Origin of the sequence: Staphylococcus sp. EG-SA-15 (assembly GCF_017151895.1) — a bacterium.
Taxonomy (GTDB): domain Bacteria; phylum Bacillota; class Bacilli; order Staphylococcales; family Staphylococcaceae; genus Staphylococcus; species Staphylococcus aureus.
In genome coordinates this window covers 22,546-37,394 of sequence record NZ_JACVZN010000005.1, presented here as the reverse complement: position 1 = coordinate 37,394, position 14,849 = coordinate 22,546, and the positions used below count along the sequence as shown (strand labels likewise).

At 32.7% G+C, this 14,849-nt stretch carries 14 protein-coding genes; 13 read left to right on the top strand and 1 reads right to left on the bottom strand.

The window, feature by feature from the left end:
- Position 1 precedes the first annotated feature (1 nt).
- The 11 genes from xseA to IDG64_RS04450 all read left to right on the top strand — a co-directional run bounded on the left by xseA (position 2) and on the right by IDG64_RS04450 (position 11,632).
- Entirely contained in the window at positions 2 to 1,339 is a 1,338-nt protein-coding gene (gene xseA / locus IDG64_RS04500; protein ID WP_001286928.1) for an exodeoxyribonuclease VII large subunit, read from the top strand.
- On the top strand, positions 1,332 to 1,562 hold the full coding sequence (locus IDG64_RS04495) for an exodeoxyribonuclease VII small subunit (RefSeq protein WP_000159865.1): 231 nt from the start codon (positions 1,332 to 1,334) through the stop codon (positions 1,560 to 1,562). Before xseA ends, IDG64_RS04495 begins: the two co-directional genes overlap by 8 nt.
- Positions 1,540 to 2,421 carry a polyprenyl synthetase family protein gene (locus IDG64_RS04490; RefSeq protein ID WP_000183378.1) on the top strand — a complete coding sequence of 294 codons (882 nt, stop codon included), beginning with the start codon at positions 1,540 to 1,542 and terminating at the stop codon, positions 2,419 to 2,421. Before IDG64_RS04495 ends, IDG64_RS04490 begins: the two co-directional genes overlap by 23 nt.
- 431 nt (positions 2,422 to 2,852) lie before the next feature.
- A complete protein-coding gene (gene ahrC, locus IDG64_RS04485; RefSeq protein WP_001124985.1) occupies positions 2,853 to 3,305 on the top strand; it encodes a transcriptional regulator AhrC/ArgR in 453 nt (150 codons plus the stop codon).
- 15 nt (positions 3,306 to 3,320) lie between these two features.
- Positions 3,321 to 5,000 carry a DNA repair protein RecN gene (recN, locus tag IDG64_RS04480; protein WP_000942211.1) on the top strand — a complete coding sequence of 560 codons (1,680 nt, stop codon included), beginning with the start codon at positions 3,321 to 3,323 and terminating at the stop codon, positions 4,998 to 5,000.
- A 150-nt stretch (positions 5,001 to 5,150) separates the two neighbouring features.
- On the top strand, positions 5,151 to 6,572 hold the full coding sequence (gene lpdA, locus IDG64_RS04475) for a dihydrolipoyl dehydrogenase (protein ID WP_001291535.1): 1,422 nt from the start codon (positions 5,151 to 5,153) through the stop codon (positions 6,570 to 6,572).
- Between the two features lie 15 nt (positions 6,573 to 6,587).
- Positions 6,588 to 7,580, top strand: coding sequence for a thiamine pyrophosphate-dependent dehydrogenase E1 component subunit alpha (locus IDG64_RS04470; RefSeq protein ID WP_000568351.1), 993 nt, complete (start codon positions 6,588 to 6,590; stop codon positions 7,578 to 7,580).
- Positions 7,580 to 8,563: an alpha-ketoacid dehydrogenase subunit beta gene (locus IDG64_RS04465; RefSeq protein ID WP_001096642.1), complete on the top strand. Its 984-nt coding sequence runs from the start codon at positions 7,580 to 7,582 to the stop codon at positions 8,561 to 8,563. Before IDG64_RS04470 ends, IDG64_RS04465 begins: the two co-directional genes overlap by 1 nt.
- Positions 8,564 to 8,575: 12 nt before the next feature.
- Positions 8,576 to 9,850: a dihydrolipoamide acetyltransferase family protein gene (locus tag IDG64_RS04460; protein ID WP_000406843.1), complete on the top strand. Its 1,275-nt coding sequence runs from the start codon at positions 8,576 to 8,578 to the stop codon at positions 9,848 to 9,850.
- A gap of 350 nt (positions 9,851 to 10,200) precedes the next feature.
- Positions 10,201 to 10,638 carry a bacilliredoxin BrxB gene (gene brxB, locus IDG64_RS04455; protein WP_000367419.1) on the top strand — a complete coding sequence of 146 codons (438 nt, stop codon included), beginning with the start codon at positions 10,201 to 10,203 and terminating at the stop codon, positions 10,636 to 10,638.
- A gap of 13 nt (positions 10,639 to 10,651) precedes the next feature.
- On the top strand, positions 10,652 to 11,632 hold the full coding sequence (locus IDG64_RS04450; protein ID WP_000916195.1) for an aromatic acid exporter family protein: 981 nt from the start codon (positions 10,652 to 10,654) through the stop codon (positions 11,630 to 11,632).
- 126 nt (positions 11,633 to 11,758) lie between these two features.
- Here IDG64_RS04450 and prli42 read toward each other — a convergent pair whose 3' ends face one another.
- Positions 11,759 to 11,938, bottom strand: coding sequence for a stressosome-associated protein Prli42 (gene prli42 / locus IDG64_RS04445; protein ID WP_001789875.1), 180 nt, complete (start codon positions 11,936 to 11,938; stop codon positions 11,759 to 11,761).
- Positions 11,939 to 12,200: 262 nt separating this feature from the next.
- On the opposite strand from prli42, the gene IDG64_RS04440 reads away from it, so the two are divergent.
- Positions 12,201 to 13,334: a tripeptidase T gene (locus tag IDG64_RS04440; protein ID WP_000606690.1), complete on the top strand. Its 1,134-nt coding sequence runs from the start codon at positions 12,201 to 12,203 to the stop codon at positions 13,332 to 13,334.
- A 67-nt stretch (positions 13,335 to 13,401) separates the two neighbouring features.
- Positions 13,402 to 14,808, top strand: coding sequence for an NADP-dependent phosphogluconate dehydrogenase (gndA, locus tag IDG64_RS04435; RefSeq protein ID WP_000193707.1), 1,407 nt, complete (start codon positions 13,402 to 13,404; stop codon positions 14,806 to 14,808).
- Positions 14,809 to 14,849: the final 41 nt, after the last annotated feature.

Here is a 14,849-nt window from a genome sequence, read left to right as displayed (position 1 = left end):
TATGTCAGATTATTTAAGTGTTTCAGCTTTAACGAAATATATTAAATATAAATTTGATCAAGATCCACATCTCCAATCTGTATTGATTAAAGGTGAGCTTTCAAATTTTAAAAAGCATTCAAGTGGTCATTTATACTTTAATGTGAAAGATAAAGAGAGCGTTATAAGTGCCATGATGTTCAAAGGTAGTGCTTCTAAATTAAACTTCGAACCTAAAGAAGGAGATGAAGTCTTATTAGAAGCACGTGTTTCTGTTTTTGAACGTCGTGGAAACTATCAAATTTATGTAAATAAAATGCAATTAGATGGTATAGGGAACTTATATCAAAAATTAGAAGCATTAAAGAAAAAATTAACTGAAGAAGGTTGTTTTGATAAAGCGAATAAGAAATCAATACCTAAGTTTCCTAAAAAAATTGCAGTTTTAACAGCGAGTACAGGTGCCGCAATTCGAGATATCCATTCAACGATAAATAGTCGTTTTCCATTAGCTGAACAAATACAAATTAGTACTTTGGTTCAAGGTGAAAAAGCAAAAGACGACATTATTGAAAAAATTGAATATGCAGATAGTTTAGGTGTAGATACCATTATTGTAGGTCGAGGTGGTGGATCCATAGAAGATTTATGGAATTTCAACGAAGAAGCTGTCGTCCGTGCAATATATAATTGTAAGACACCGATTATATCAGCAGTAGGTCATGAAACAGACTTTACATTAAGTGATTTTGCTGCAGACATCAGAGCTGCGACTCCAACTCAAGCTGCTGTTATTGCAACACCAGACCAATATGAATTGCTGCAACAAATACAGCAATATCAGTTTACATTGACTCGTTTCATCAAGAAACATTTAGAACAACAACGTAAACATGTTGAACATTTGTCATCGTATTACAAGTTTAAACAACCAACTTTATTGTATGATCAACAGATACAACGTCGAGATGATTTAGAAAAGAGACTGAAACAACAAATTCAGGCAACTTTTGAACAACAGAGACATCGATTAATGCTGTTGCAACAACGTTATAATTTAAAAGCATTACTAAGTAGTGTTAATCAAGAACAACAAAATAATCTTCAATTGACAAACCAACTTGTTAAATTATTGAATTCTAAGATATTAAGTTATAAAAATGATTTGAAAAATAAAGTAGAAAACTTAAACAATTTAAGTCCAACTAATACAATGTTGCGTGGATATGCAATTGTTAATAAAAAAGACGAAGTCATTACGAGTACTAAAGATTTAACAGAAAATGATCAATTGACGTTAACAATGAAAGATGGCTTAGTAGATGCAAAAGTTACGAAAGTAAGGTGTAATAATGACTAAAGAAACGCAAAGTTTTGAAGAAATGATGCAAGAATTAGAGCAAATTGTTCAAAAATTAGATAATGAAACAGTATCTTTAGAGGAATCATTAGATTTATATCAACGTGGTATGAAACTATCAGCAGCTTGTGACACAACTTTAAAAAATGCCGAAAAAAAGGTGAATGACTTAATAAAAGAAGAAGCTGAGGATGTAAAAAATGACGAATCTACCGATGAATAAATTAATAGATGAAGTCAATAATGAATTATCGGTTGCGATAAATAAATCAGTAATGGATACTCAGCTAGAAGAAAGTATGTTGTATTCATTAAATGCTGGAGGTAAACGCATCCGACCAGTTCTGTTATTACTCACTTTAGATTCACTAAATACCGAGTATGAGTTAGGTATGAAGAGCGCAATTGCACTAGAAATGATTCATACATATTCACTTATTCATGATGACCTACCAGCGATGGATAATGATGATTATCGACGAGGAAAATTAACAAATCATAAAGTATATGGTGAGTGGACTGCGATATTAGCAGGTGATGCTTTATTAACTAAAGCATTTGAACTTATTTCAAGTGATGATAGATTAACTGATGAAGTAAAAATAAAAGTTCTACAACGGCTGTCAATAGCAAGTGGTCATGTTGGAATGGTCGGCGGTCAAATGTTAGATATGCAAAGCGAAGGCCAACCAATTGATCTTGAAACTTTGGAAATGATACACAAAACAAAAACAGGAGCATTATTAACTTTTGCGGTTATGAGTGCAGCAGATATCGCTAATGTCGATGATACAACTAAAGAACATTTAGAAAGTTATAGTTATCATTTAGGTATGATGTTCCAGATTAAAGATGATTTATTAGACTGCTATGGTGATGAAGCAAAGTTAGGTAAAAAAGTGGGCAGCGATCTTGAAAATAATAAAAGTACGTACGTGAGTTTATTAGGGAAAGATGGCGCAGAAGATAAATTGACTTATCATAGAGACGCAGCAGTGGATGAACTAACGCAAATTGATGAACAATTCAATACAAAACACTTATTAGAAATCGTTGATTTATTTTATAGCAGGGATCACTAAAAGCAAATATATCGATTAGCAACAATTGTAAAGTTTGAAATGTCTCAAAAGGCATATTCAACTGACGTTGTTTGTTAATCGATTTTTCTCATGTTGAAACTTAAAATTATGTTGAAGACTTTCATTTAAAAAATAGAATTTTCAATTTCTATACGACAATATTCGTATCTGTGATATCAATGTGATTTTAATTAAATATGTTCAAACAATTGACGCTTATTAAATCTAATAATTAGCAAGTTTATTACACATATATTCATTTTTATACATATTTTAAGCAATTGTTATGCGTAATATGAAAAATATTTATAAATAGATAACCAAGATAGATAAACCATGTTTACCCTTTTTACGTAAAGGTGTTTAGTAGTCGTAAATCAGTGCATGTGTTAAAATAAATGTATAAATATTCGTAATCAGAGGTGTTTACTGTGCCCAAAAAATCGGTTAGGCATATAAAAATTAGAGAAATTATTTCAAATGAACAGATAGAGACACAAGATGAATTAGTTAAACGATTAAACGATTATGATTTAAATGTCACTCAAGCAACTGTTTCTCGTGATATTAAAGAACTACAACTTATTAAAGTACCTATACCTTCAGGTCAATATGTTTATAGTTTACCAAATGATAGAAAATTCCATCCTTTAGAAAAATTGGGACGTTATTTAATGGATTCCTTTGTTAATATAGATGGTACTGATAATTTACTTGTTCTAAAAACATTACCTGGTAATGCACAATCTATTGGAGCTATATTAGACCAAATCAATTGGGAAGAAGTACTAGGCACAATTTGTGGTGATGATACTTGTTTAATTATTTGTCGAAGCAAAGAGGCAAGTGATGAAATCAAGTCAAGAATTTTCAATTTGTTATAAGGATGCGATGAGTTTATGTTACAAACCTTATCAATCAAGCAATTTGCTATTATTGAAGAATTAGAAATTCAATTTTCTGATGGTTTAACTGTTTTAAGTGGTGAAACGGGTTCAGGTAAGTCAATTATTATAGATGCAATTGGACAATTAATTGGAATGAGAGCTTCATCTGATTTTGTAAGACATGGTGAAAAAAAGGCTGTCATCGAAGGTATATTTGATATTGACGAGAGTAAAGATGCTATACATATATTGAAAAATATGGATATTGATGTAGATGAAGATTTTTTATTAGTTAAACGGGAAATTTTCAGCTCTGGTAAAAGTCTTTGTAAAATTAATAATCAAACAGTTACTTTACAAGATTTACGAAAAGTTATGCAAGAATTATTAGATATTCATGGCCAACATGAAACGCAGTCTTTGTTGAAACAAAAATACCATTTAACATTATTGGATAATTACGCAGAATCACGTTATCAAGATTTGTTGGATAAATATCACCAAACTTTTCAAAATTATAAAGCCAAAAAGCAAGAGTTAGAAGATTTAGAATCAGCAGACCAAGCATTGCTACAGCGTTTAGATTTAATGAAATTCCAATTAGAAGAATTGTCTGAAGCACATCTAAAAGAAGGCGAAATAGAGCAACTTGAAATAGATATTAAACGCATTCAAAACTCTGAAAAATTAAGCTTAGCGCTTAATAACGCACATATGACATTAACGGATGAAAATGCTATCACTGATCGTTTATATGAACTAAGCAACCATTTGTTAACAATAAACGATATAGTTCCAAACAAATATGACAAATTAAAAGAAGATATTGATCAATTTTACTACATTTTAGAAGATGCAAAACATGAGTTATATGATGAAATGGCTAATACAGAATTCGACGAACAAGTGTTAAACGAGTATGAATCTCGTATGAATTTGCTGAATAATTTAAAACGTAAATATGGAAAAGATATTTCAGAATTAATCGCATATCAAGAAAAGCTTAATAATGAAATCAATAAAATTGAAAACTATGAACAAAGTACATCGCAGTTACGAGAAGAAATAAATGCATTGTATAATCAAGTTATAGAGGTTGGACAAGCGTTATCAAAGCAGCGTCGTATAGTCGCTAGGGAGTTAAGAGACCACATTGTATCGGAAATTCAAAACTTACAAATGAAAGACGCAAATCTTGAGATTTCATTTAAAAAATTAGAAGAACCGAATATTGATGGAATCGAATTTGTAGAATTTTTAATCAGTCCAAATAAAGGGGAACCATTAAAAAGTTTAAATAAAATTGCGTCAGGTGGAGAACTTTCTAGAATTATGTTAGCGTTAAAAAGTATTTTTGTTAAATCGAGAGGTCAAACTGCAATTTTATTCGATGAGGTTGACTCAGGTGTATCTGGACAAGCTGCACAAAAAATGGCAGAGAAAATGCGAGATATAGCAGAATATATACAAGTTATTTGTATCTCTCACTTACCACAAGTTGCATCGATGAGCGACCATCATTTATTAATTTCGAAATCATCAAAAGATGATCGTACAACAACACAAGTTCAAGAGTTAATTAGCGATGATAAAGTAGATGAAATTGCACGAATGATTTCAGGTGCAAGTGTTACTGATTTAACTCGAGAAAATGCAAGAGAAATGATACAACACAATCAAAGACGTAGATAATTTCCAAAGTGTGTTGAATACTCATTTATGGATTTATTTATGTGCATTCAAACTAAATAGACAATCATGTAAAATAGGTAATTAATGGACATGAAAACTATGTATTAATAAATTTTCAATGGATATATATCATTAGTTAGGAGTAAGAACATGTCAGAGAAACAATATGATTTAGTCGTTCTCGGTGGAGGTACTGCAGGATATGTTGCTGCGATACGTGCGTCTCAATTAGGTAAAAAAGTGGCAATAGTAGAACGACAACTATTAGGAGGTACTTGTCTCCATAAAGGTTGTATTCCTACTAAATCGCTGCTTAAATCTGCTGAAGTATTTCAAACAGTAAAACAGGCAGCAATGTTTGGCGTTGATGTCAAAGATGCTAATGTTAATTTTGAAAATATGTTGGCACGAAAAGAAGACATTATTAATCAAATGTATCAAGGTGTAAAGCATTTAATGCAACACAATCACATTGACATTTATAATGGCACGGGACGTATTCTAGGTACATCTATATTTTCACCTCAAAGTGGCACAATTTCTGTCGAATATGAAGATGGTGAATCAGACTTATTACCCAACCAATTTGTATTAATTGCAACTGGTTCTTCGCCTGCAGAGTTGCCATTCTTATCATTTGATCATGATAAAATTTTATCTAGCGATGATATATTATCATTAAAGACGTTACCATCAAGTATTGGTATTATTGGTGGTGGTGTTATCGGAATGGAATTTGCATCATTGATGATAGATTTAGGTGTTGACGTAACAGTTATAGAAGCAGGTGAAAGAATTTTACCAACTGAAAGTAAACAAGCTTCACAACTATTAAAAAAATCATTGTCAGCACGTGGTGTTAAATTCTATGAGGGAATAAAACTTTCTGAAAATGATATAAATGTTAACGAAGATGGTGTTACGTTTGAAATTTCCTCAGACATAATTAAAGTAGATAAAGTGTTGCTATCGATTGGTAGAAAACCTAACACATCAGATATTGGTTTAAACAACACTAAAATAAAACTTTCAACATCAGGACATATTTTAACGAACGAATTTCAACAAACTGAAGATAAACATATTTATGCAGCTGGTGATTGTATAGGAAAATTACAATTGGCACATGTTGGATCAAAAGAAGGTGTTGTGGCTGTTGATCATATGTTTGAGGGGAACCCAATCCCAGTAAACTATAACATGATGCCTAAGTGTATTTATTCACAACCTGAAATTGCTTCTATCGGTTTAAACATTGAACAAGCAAAGGCAGAGGGAATGAAAGTTAAAAGTTTTAAAGTACCATTTAAAGCAATTGGTAAAGCAGTGATTGATAGCCATGACACAAACGAAGGGTATAGCGAAATGGTGATTGATCAATCAACTGAAGAAATTGTGGGTATTAATATGATTGGTCCACATGTAACAGAATTGATTAATGAGGCATCACTGTTACAGTTCATGAATGGCTCGGCATTAGAATTAGGACTAACAACACACGCACATCCTTCCATCTCTGAAGTGTTGATGGAATTAGGATTGAAAGCAGAAAGTAGAGCTATTCACGTATAAATAGGAGGATTTAACATGATTGATTATAAATCATTAGGCCTTAGCGAAGAAGACCTAAAAGTAATATATAAATGGATGGATTTAGGTAGAAAAATAGATGAAAGACTGTGGTTATTGAACCGTGCAGGTAAAATTCCATTTGTTGTAAGTGGTCAAGGACAAGAAGCAACTCAGATTGGGATGGCATACGCATTAGAAGAAGGTGATATTACAGCGCCTTATTATAGAGATCTAGCTTTCGTTACTTATATGGGTATCTCAGCGTATGATACGTTTTTATCAGCGTTTGGAAAGAAAGACGATGTTAACTCTGGTGGAAAACAAATGCCATCACACTTTAGTAGTAGAGCTAAGAATATTTTGTCTCAAAGTTCACCGGTAGCAACTCAAATACCCCATGCTGTTGGTGCTGCTTTAGCTTTAAAAATGGATGGTAAGAAGAAAATTGCAACAGCAACTGTTGGTGAAGGTAGCTCAAACCAAGGTGACTTCCATGAAGGTTTAAACTTCGCGGGTGTACACAAACTTCCTTTTGTATGTGTCATTATAAATAATAAATATGCAATTTCAGTACCTGATTCATTACAATACGCAGCTGAAAAATTATCGGATAGAGCACTTGGTTACGGTATACATGGTGAACAAGTAGATGGTAATGATCCATTAGCAATGTATAAAGCGATGAAAGAAGCAAGAGATCGAGCTATTTCTGGTCAAGGTTCAACTTTGATTGAAGCAGTAACAAGTCGTATGACAGCTCATTCATCAGATGATGACGACCAATATCGTACGAAAGAAGAGCGTGAAGCGCTTAAAAAAGCAGACTGCAATGAAAAGTTCAAAAAAGAGTTGCTTTCAGCTGGCATTATCGATGATGCTTGGTTGGCAGAAATAGAAGCGGAGCATAAAGACATCATCAATAAAGCGACAAAGGCTGCTGAAGACGCGCCATATCCAAGTGTCGAAGAAGCCTATGCATTTGTGTACGAAGAAGGGAGTCTTAACTAATGGCTAAATTATCTTATTTAGAGGCGATACGCCAGGCACAAGACTTAGCATTACAACAAAATAAAGATGTGTTTATTCTTGGTGAAGATGTTGGTAGAAAAGGTGGCGTATTTGGTACTACTCAAGGACTGCAACAAAAATATGGTGAAGACAGAGTTATCGATACGCCATTAGCTGAGTCAAATATTGTTGGAACTGCCATTGGTGCAGCTATGGTAGGTAAAAGACCAATTGCAGAAATTCAATTTGCAGATTTTATTTTACCTGCGACAAATCAAATTATTAGTGAAGCTGCGAAAATGCGTTATCGTTCAAATAATGATTGGCAATGCCCATTAACGATTCGTGCACCATTTGGTGGCGGTGTTCACGGAGGACTATATCATTCACAAAGTATTGAAAGTATATTTGCTTCATCGCCAGGTTTAACAATTGTTATTCCTTCCACACCGTATGATGCTAAAGGGCTTTTATTATCATCTATCGAATCAAATGATCCAGTATTGTACTTTGAGCATAAAAAAGCTTATCGTTTCTTAAAGGAAGAAGTGCCAGAAGAATATTACACTGTACCTTTAGGAAAAGCAGATGTGAAACGTGAAGGTGAAGATTTAACAGTATTTTGTTATGGATTAATGGTCAATTATTGTTTACAAGCAGCGGATATTTTAGCTGCAGACGGTATCAATGTTGAAGTCGTTGATTTACGAACTGTTTATCCATTAGATAAAGAAACAATTATTGATCGTGCTAAACATACAGGTAAAGTTTTACTTGTAACTGAAGATAATTTAGAAGGTAGTATTATGTCAGAAGTGTCAGCGATTATTGCAGAGCATTGCTTGTTCGATTTAGATGCACCAATCATGCGTTTAGCTGCTCCAGATGTACCATCTATGCCATTTTCTCCTGTATTAGAAAATGAAATTATGATGAATCCAGAAAAAATCTTAAATAAAATGCGTGAATTAGCAGAATTCTAGGGAGGGAAAGTCATGGAAATAACAATGCCTAAGTTAGGTGAGAGTGTTCATGAAGGCACCATTGAACAATGGTTAGTTTCTGTTGGTGATCATATTGATGAATATGAACCATTATGTGAAGTTATTACAGATAAAGTGACAGCTGAAGTCCCTTCCACGATATCAGGAACAATTACAGAAATTTTAGTTGAAGCGGGGCAGACAGTAGCTATTGATACAATTATCTGTAAAATTGAAACTGCTGATGAAAAGACAAATGAAACAACTGAAGAGATACAAGCAAAAGTGGATGAGCATACTCAGAAATCTACTAAAAAAGCTAGTGCAACAGTGGAACAGACATCTACTGCTAAACAAAATCAACCACGTAATAATGGTCGCTTTTCACCTGTTGTATTTAAACTCGCTTCAGAGCATGACATTGATTTATCACAAGTTGTAGGTAGTGGATTTGAAGGTCGTGTAACTAAGAAGGATATAATGTCAGTTATTGAAAATGGTGGTACCACAGCTCAATCTGACAAACAAGTTCAAACAAAATCAACATCAGTAGATACATCAAGTAACCAATCATCTGAAGACAATAGTGAAAACAGCACAATACCAGTAAATGGTGTGCGTAAAGCAATTGCGCAAAATATGGTTAATAGTGTAACAGAGATTCCACATGCATGGATGATGATTGAAGTAGATGCTACAAATCTTGTGAATACGAGAAATCATTATAAAAACAGCTTTAAAAATAAAGAAGGATATAATCTAACGTTCTTTGCTTTCTTTGTAAAAGCTGTAGCAGATGCTTTAAAAGCATATCCTTTATTAAATAGTAGCTGGCAAGGAAATGAAATTGTCTTACATAAAGACATTAATATTTCAATTGCTGTTGCTGATGAAAATAAATTATACGTACCTGTGATTAAGCATGCAGACGAAAAGTCAATCAAAGGTATAGCTAGAGAAATTAATACTTTAGCAACGAAAGCGCGTAATAAGCAATTGACAGCTGAAGATATGCAGGGCGGTACATTTACGGTAAATAATACTGGTACATTTGGTTCAGTATCATCAATGGGTATTATAAATCATCCACAAGCAGCGATTTTACAAGTAGAATCAATCGTTAAAAAGCCAGTAGTAATTAATGATATGATTGCAATTCGTAACATGGTTAATTTATGTATTTCAATTGATCATCGTATTTTAGATGGTTTACAAACAGGTAAATTTATGAATCATATTAAACAGCGTATCGAACAGTATACTTTAGAAAATACAAATATATATTAGTGATAACATAGATGCATCTATCGACAACTTGTTTTATCTTGTTCTTGTCGATGGATGTATTATTTTTTGGCACTAAAATATGTGCAATATATTCAAAAAAGATAAAGAACAATAATCAACATGGTTGAATGCATTTTTGCAGTAAAGTCAAAATAATACATCATACTTGAAACATATTAATGAAAACAGGTGAACAAATTAGTTACCATGATTTTAAGCACAATAATGTTTGGTATATTGTTAAAATTGTGTCTAAATATAGGTGTGATTCAGATTAGTTTATTGAACAATATGTTATTAATTAGTAGAATGAGGATAGTTTAAATATAAAGGGATAGGTGATTGAACTTATGGACATGAATTTCGATTTATACATGAACGGTGTTGTAGAACAAGCAAGGAATGAAATTGAATCTGCGGGATATGAGCAATTAACTACTGCAGAAGATGTTGACAAAGTTCTTAAACAAGATGGTACAACACTAGTTATGATCAATTCTGTATGTGGTTGTGCAGGTGGTATCGCAAGACCAGCAGCATCACATGCTTTACATTATGACGTATTACCTGATCGTCTAGTGACAGTATTTGCTGGACAAGATAAAGAAGCGACACAAAGAGCGCGTGAATACTTCGAAGGTTATGCGCCTTCAAGTCCGTCATTTGCATTAGTAAAAGATGGAAAGATTACAGAAATGATTGAAAGACATCAAATCGAAGGTCATGATGTGATGAACGTAATTAATCAATTACAAACATTATTCAATAAATATTGTGAAGAAAGATAAGAGGCGCTAACCCATGTTAAAGTTAAATCCTTACAAGATTGGATTTAGAACAATAAAAACAGCAGTGGGTATGACTTTAGGTGTAATTATTAGTAAGCTGTTAGGTTTAGATAATTATGCTTCAAGCGCCATATTAGTCGTATTATGTATTAAACATACAAAAGTACATTCGCTACAAGCGATTATTTCAAGATTAGTATCATGTTTTTTAGTATTGTTTTTAGGTTCAGCAATATTTAGTTTATTAGGTCAGAGTCCAATTGTACTCGGTATTATCGTATTGTTATTTATACCATTAACTGTCGTATTAAAAGTACAAGAAGGTGTCATTACGAGTTGCGTTATATTACTTCATGTTTTTAATGCAAAATCAATTGATGCACATTTAATTGTTAATGAAACATTATTACTGTTAATTGGACTAAGCATTGCATTTACAATGAATTTAATGATGCCAAGTTTAGACAAACAACTAGACGAATACAAATGTAAAATTGAGCAACAAATTGCTGATATTTTTAGTAAATATAGTTATATTTGTGAAAAATATGAAGATACCATTGCGATTGAATTTGAAGTGTTACTTTTAAATATTAAAAAGGCGAAGTCTATCGCGTTCCGAGATGTTAAAAATCATTTTGTTAGAAACGAAAATTCATACTATCATTATTTTGATATGCGAGAAGAGCAAGTGGAATTGTTAATGAGAATGAAACCGCTCATCGAAAGTATCTGTCATAAAGATCCGCTTTTAAATGATGTTGCGTCACTGCTGAAAGAAATTGGTCTAAATGTGAATAGTAATGACTATACAGCAATGCGTTTACACAATTTGTATGAGACGCGTTTGAAATTGGATGAACTGCCATTGCCAACAACACACAAAGCGCTTAACTCGAGAGCAAGTATTATTCAAATATTAAATGAATTAGAAGAATATTTACAAATCAAATCGCAATTTGGTTCATTGAAAATGCATAGTGAAGTAGCTTAAAAAATAATCCATCCGTATGACCCATGTTTGAAAGTAATCGTTGCAATACGATAACTTATTAATACATGCGTTTATAATGGATGGATTTTTAATTGTATGATTTTGTATAGGTAGTTGAGATATAGTTTATAAAATTGGAATGATACTCGTTAATAACAATGCTAATACAACTGATACAAGCATAACGATAATGATAATTCTTAAAACTTTATTTTGCATTTTGTGTGCCTCCAAATGAATAACCTTTGTATTAATAATTACGACATAAGATATAAAACTTTTAACTTGAGACGATATAACTAGCAATCATCATAAAGGAATATAATAAAAAACATGAGTAAGTTTGCTTATGTCATTTTCCTCATTATACGATATCTTTGAAAAATCAATCAATATATTTTTGACAAAGCTTAGTTTGAGTTACAATAATTATATATAATAAATTGAAAATAATATGACACAATTTACAAACCTGATAAATCTGTGTAACGTCAATTACTGTAACATTTTATTTCATCAATTTTTACCGTTTGGCGTACATGAAAATTTTGATAAAAGGGGTTCCATTATGATTAATGAGCAAAGATTACTTAATACGTTTTTAGAACTTGTACAAATCGATTCTGAGACAGGGAATGAATCAACAATCCAACCTATTTTAAAAGAAAAATTCATAGCATTAGGGTTAGATGTTAAAGAAGATGAAGCGGCTAAACATCCTAAATTAGGTGCCAATAATCTAGTGTGTACAATGAATAGTACTATCGAAGAAGGCGAAGTACCTAAATTATATTTGACGAGCCATATGGATACTGTTGTACCCGCAATTAATGTAAAGCCAATTGTAAAAGATGACGGCTACATATACTCTGATGGTACGACTATACTAGGTGCAGATGATAAAGCAGGATTAGCAGCGATGCTTGAAGTTTTGCAAGTGATAAAGGAACAACAAATCCCACATGGACAAATTCAATTTGTGATTACTGTTGGAGAAGAATCAGGTTTAATTGGTGCTAAAGAATTAAATTCAGAGTTGTTGGACGCGGACTTTGGTTATGCTATTGATGCAAGTGCTGATGTCGGCACTACGGTTGTAGGTGCACCGACGCAAATGTTAATTTCAGCTAAAATTTTTGGCAAAACGGCTCATGCAAGTACGCCAAAAGAGGGTGTTAGTGCTATTAATATTGCGGCGAAAGCAATTAGTCGAATGAAATTAGGACAAGTTGATGAAATAACTACTGCCAATATTGGTAAGTTTCATGGCGGTTCAGCTACGAATATTGTTGCAGATGAAGTCATTTTAGAAGCAGAGGCACGTTCTCACGATCCAGAAAGAATAAAAACACAAGTCAAACATATGACTGATGTGTTTGAAACTACTGCATCAGAATTAGGTGGGAAAGCAGTAGTAACAGTGGAGCAAAGTTATCCAGGATTTAAAATTAATGATAATGAAACGGTTGTTAAAATTGCACAAGAAAGTGCTCGTAATTTAGGATTATCTGCAAATACAATTATTTCTGGTGGCGGTTCAGACGGCAGTATTATTAATACATTTGGTATTCCTTCAGTCATTTTAGGAGTGGGTTATGAAAAAATCCATACAACAAATGAGAGAATGCCGATTAAATCATTGAACTTGCTTGCAAGTCAAGTGTTAGAAATAATCAAAATAGTTGCGCGACAATTGAAATGATTTAGTGTAGTGTATGTCTATTTTGTGATACAATACTAATGAAAAATCAACAAGTGAGGTAAGTAATATGACACAACAAATTGGAGTTATTGGTTTAGCCGTTATGGGTAAAAACCTAGCTTGGAATATTGAATCACGCGGATATAGTGTATCTGTATTTAACCGCTCAAGTGAAAAAACTGATTTAATGGTTGAAGAATCAAAAGGGAAAAATATTCATCCAACGTACTCATTGGAAGAATTTGTTAATTCTTTAGAAAAACCACGTAAAATTTTATTAATGGTTCAAGCAGGTAAAGCTACGGATGCAACGATTGATAGTTTGTTACCTTTATTAGATGATGGAGATATTTTAATTGATGGTGGTAATACAAACTATCAAGATACTATCAGACGTAATAAAGCATTAGCACAAAGTGCAATCAACTTTATTGGTATGGGCGTTTCTGGTGGTGAAATTGGAGCGTTAACTGGTCCGTCATTAATGCCGGGTGGACAAGAAGAAGCTTATAACAAAGTTGCAGATATTCTTGATGCAATTGCTGCAAAGGCAAAAGACGGTGCTTCATGTGTTACTTATATTGGACCTAATGGTGCTGGACACTATGTGAAAATGGTACACAATGGTATCGAATATGCTGACATGCAATTAATTGCAGAAAGTTATGCTATGATGAAAGAATTATTAGGCATGTCTCATGAAGACATTGCTCAAACGTTCAAAGACTGGAATGCTGGTGAATTAGAAAGTTATTTAATTGAAATCACTGGTGATATTTTCATGAAATTAGATGAAAATAAAGAAGCATTAGTTGAAAAAATTCTTGATACTGCAGGTCAAAAAGGTACAGGAAAATGGACTTCAATTAACGCATTAGAATTAGGTATTCCATTAACAATCATTACTGAATCTGTATTTGCACGTTTTATCTCTTCAATCAAAGAAGAGCGCGTAAATGCTTCTAAAGAATTAAATGGTCCAAAAGCATCATTTGATGGTGACAAGAAAGACTTTTTAGAAAAAATTCGTAAAGCATTATATATGAGTAAAATTTGTTCTTATGCACAAGGTTTCGCGCAAATGCGTAAAGCAAGTGAAGATAATGAATGGAATTTAAAACTTGGTGATTTAGCTATGATTTGGAGAGAAGGTTGCATTATCCGTGCACAATTCTTACAAAAGATCAAAGATGCTTACGATAATAATCCAGGATTACAAAACTTATTGCTAGATCCTTACTTTAAAAACATCGTTACTGAATATCAAGATGCGTTACGTGATGTTGTCGCAACTGGTGTTCAAAATGGTGTACCAACACCTGGTTTCTCATCAAGTATTAATTACTATGATAGTTACCGTGCAGCTGATTTACCTGCAAACTTAATTCAAGCACAACGTGACTACTTCGGTGCTCACACGTACGAAAGAAAAGATAAAGAAGGCGTATTCCATACACAATGGATTGAAGAATAATATTGATTAAAGGATAGTTGAAAGATACTATCCTTTTTTAT